The 2,717-nt window shown below is 65.0% G+C and carries 4 protein-coding genes; all 4 read right to left on the reverse strand.

Annotation, left to right across the window (positions count from 1 at the left end; genetic code table 11):
• The coding region (locus tag C998_RS0113760) for an Rpn family recombination-promoting nuclease/putative transposase (RefSeq protein WP_018871453.1) at nt 1-838 on the reverse strand (838 nt) is incomplete at its 3' end.
• A 22-nt stretch (nt 839-860) separates the two neighbouring features.
• Nucleotides 861-1,295, reverse strand: a complete 435-nt coding sequence (locus C998_RS0113765) for a DUF1841 family protein (protein WP_018871454.1) — start codon at nt 1,293-1,295, stop codon at nt 861-863.
• A gap of 4 nt (nt 1,296-1,299) precedes the next feature.
• Entirely contained in the window at nt 1,300-1,935 is a 636-nt protein-coding gene (nth, locus tag C998_RS0113770; RefSeq protein WP_018871455.1) for an endonuclease III, read from the reverse strand.
• A 92-nt stretch (nt 1,936-2,027) separates the two neighbouring features.
• Nucleotides 2,028-2,465 (reverse strand): hypothetical protein, encoded by a 438-nt coding sequence (locus tag C998_RS0113775; protein ID WP_018871456.1) that lies wholly within the window; start codon nt 2,463-2,465, stop codon nt 2,028-2,030.
• Between the last annotated feature and the right edge of the window lie 252 nt (nt 2,466-2,717).

The raw sequence follows: 2,717 nt of genomic DNA on the forward strand, positions 1-2,717 counted from the left end.
GCCCCTGTTCCAGCCCCTGTTCCAGCCCCTGTTCCAGGCCCTGCTCAAGGCCCTTCTGCAGTCCTTTCTGCAGCCCCTGCTGCTCGTAGCGGCGCTGCCATTCCTTTACGCGTTCGGCCAGCATGGTTTCCATCTCCCGCAGGTCGTTGTTCGGAGGCGCCAATGTTTCGCCGAAGTGGCCGGGGATGACCACTCGGCCCAGCCAGACGCTGAAAGCCCGTCGCAGGGATCGCTGTTCCGGGTGTTTCAGCCATTGCACCAGACGCCCGACGACCGCCTGCAGATCCTCGGGCTCGCGGCTGTGCTCCAGCCGGAAGACGGCCGCGGCCAGGTTGCGTGCCGGCAGATCGGCGTCCGCGAAGGCCCCCTCGTCGAGCAGAAGATACCGGAAATCCGGACGATAGGCCTCCAGTCCTCCGGGGATCGGTGCGATCAGCTCGCGCACTTCGATCGGGGCACTCCAGCGTCGTTCACCATTATAGAGCACCAGTGGCAGTACCGGCGGCAACCGTCCGTCGGGGGTCAGTTCGCCGGTGCGCACCAGATCCTGGTAGAGCAGGCCGAGATAGGTCAGCAGGCGTACCGCCATGAAGCGGTCCACCGATGACTGGAATTCCAGAAGCAGGTAGACGTAACACCAGCCATCGCCCCATCGCAGGCGCCAGACGATGTCGTCCTCGCGCTCGCGCAGATCGTCGGAGACGTAGTGACCGTTGACCCGCTCCAGCGAATCTAGGTCGACCTGTTCGATCCAGGGTTCGTTGACGAACCCGCGCAGGAGATCGGCCACCAGCTCGGGGTGACTGAACAGGTGCTTGTAGCCGTGATCGTGTTCCATGGTCCCTCCCTGGACCCGTAATTCATGCCCCGATAATGCCCTCCAGACGTTTCAGGCATTCGAGGTACTGCGCCTCGTCCGGTGGCTGGCCGCTGCGCTGGCTTTCCCACAGGGCCTGACCCAGACACTCCATCATCCGGTGTTCGGCGTCCAGTTCGCCGTAGCGGGCGCACAGGCGGCGGTGCAGGTCGCGGATGCCGGCCGGACGGTCCGTGGCGGCCTGTTCGCGCAGGCCCATGTGCATGGACATGTGCAGGAACGGGTTGGTGGTCCCCGACTCCGGCGGGAACTCGGCGGTCAGGGCCTTCTCGCGGTCGTTCAGCAGGGCATGGTATTCGGGGTGGTCGCGGATGATGCCGACCAGCACCTGTTCCATGTCGCTCAGGGGTTCCTCGTTGCGGGCCTTCTGCCAGGCATCCAGGAACTGGGTTCGCATGCGGTCGCGGTCGCCGTACATCGCATCAGGCCTCGGTCTTGTCCTTGTATTCACACAGATCGCGGATCACACACTGCCCGCAATCCGGCCGGCGTGCGCGGCACACGTACCTTCCGTGCAGGATCAGCCAGTGGTGGGCGTCGCGCAGGAACTCCTTCGGGGTGAACTTCAGGAGCTTCTTCTCGACCTCCAGCACGGTCCTGCCGGGGGCCAGTCCGGTGCGGTTGGCCACGCGGTAGATATGCGTGTCCACCGCGATGGTGGGTTCGCCGAAGGCCGTGTTGAGCACCACGTTGGCGGTCTTGCGGCCGACCCCGGGCAGGGCCTCCAGCGCCTTGCGGTCGCGTGGGACCTCGCCGCCGTGGAGTTCCACCAGCATGCGGCAGGCCTTCATGATGTTCTCGGCCTTGGCGTTGTACAGGCCGATGGTGCGGATGCATTCCTTCAGGCCGTCCAGTCCCAGGTCGAGGATGGCCTGCGGGGTGTTCGCCACCGGGAACAGCCGCCGGGTCGCCTTGTTCACGCCCACGTCGGTCGCCTGCGCGGACAGGATCACCGCCACCAGCAGCTCGAACGGGGTGTTGTACTCCAGCTCGGTGGTGGGCTCGGGGTTCGCCGCCCGCAGGCGTTCGAAGATCTCGCGGCGCTTGGCGGCATTCATGGGGCGGGGCTTCCGACGGTTTCAGGGGTTGCAAACGAAACCGGCCCCGCGAACGGGGCCGGACGATGCGCGCGATGGCGGTGCGACCGCCCTCAGACGTGGCGGTACACGCCCACTTCCGGCGCCGGCTCGCGCGGCTTTTCTTCCGCTTCCTTCTCGAGGTCGGCCAGCAGCTTCGAGTGCTTTTCCTCGAGATCGTGCATCGCCTTCTCGTCCATCTTGGGGAAGATGATGTCACGGATGAACGAGCCCAGCTCGGCCAGGCACTCCGCCCAGTACTTGTCGTTCAGATGGAACGAGTGCTCGGCGTGGGTACCCATCGGGTAGCTGTTGAACCGGGTGATCATCGTGACGGACAGGTCGCTGTCCTTCTCGACGAAATCCTTGGCGAAGTCGTACCACCACTTGTAGTACTTCTCCTGCAGCTCCTCGCCAAAGCCGTGATTCTCGAAGAATGCGGCGATGGTGCCGCGCGGGGCCTGGCCGTAGCGCGTGCCGCGCTTGCCGGCGAACGGGAAATGTCCAGCCATGCCTGCTCTCCTGGGACGATTGGAATTTTTGTAGCGGGGGCAGTGTACCCGCTGGGCGCCGGGAATCAAGGCCGGGGCCGCGTTACACTGCGCCCAAGGGAAACACTGATCAATGTACACGCTCGCGTTGGCACCCCGGGTTCCGCGAGACAAGGCGCGGTGCGCAGCCGGTAGTGGTTCTACCGGCAAGTGCCGCAACGCAGGATCGGGGAACCCGGGGTGCCAACCCCCACAATTTATTGAATGCAGGGG

It is taken from the genome of Thioalkalivibrio sp. ALgr3, from assembly GCF_000377325.1.
Lineage (GTDB): Bacteria > Pseudomonadota > Gammaproteobacteria > Ectothiorhodospirales > Ectothiorhodospiraceae > Thioalkalivibrio.

Excerpts from the sequence above, each read along its gene's own strand:
- C998_RS0113765 (WP_018871454.1), bottom strand. The coding sequence starts at position 1,295 with ATGTACGGCGACCGCGACCGCATGCGAACCCAGTTCCTGGATGCCTGG.
- nth (WP_018871455.1), bottom strand. The coding sequence starts at position 1,935 with ATGAATGCCGCCAAGCGCCGCGAGATCTTCGAACGCCTGCGGGCGGCG.
- C998_RS0113775 (WP_018871456.1), bottom strand. The coding sequence starts at position 2,465 with ATGGCTGGACATTTCCCGTTCGCCGGCAAGCGCGGCACGCGCTACGGC.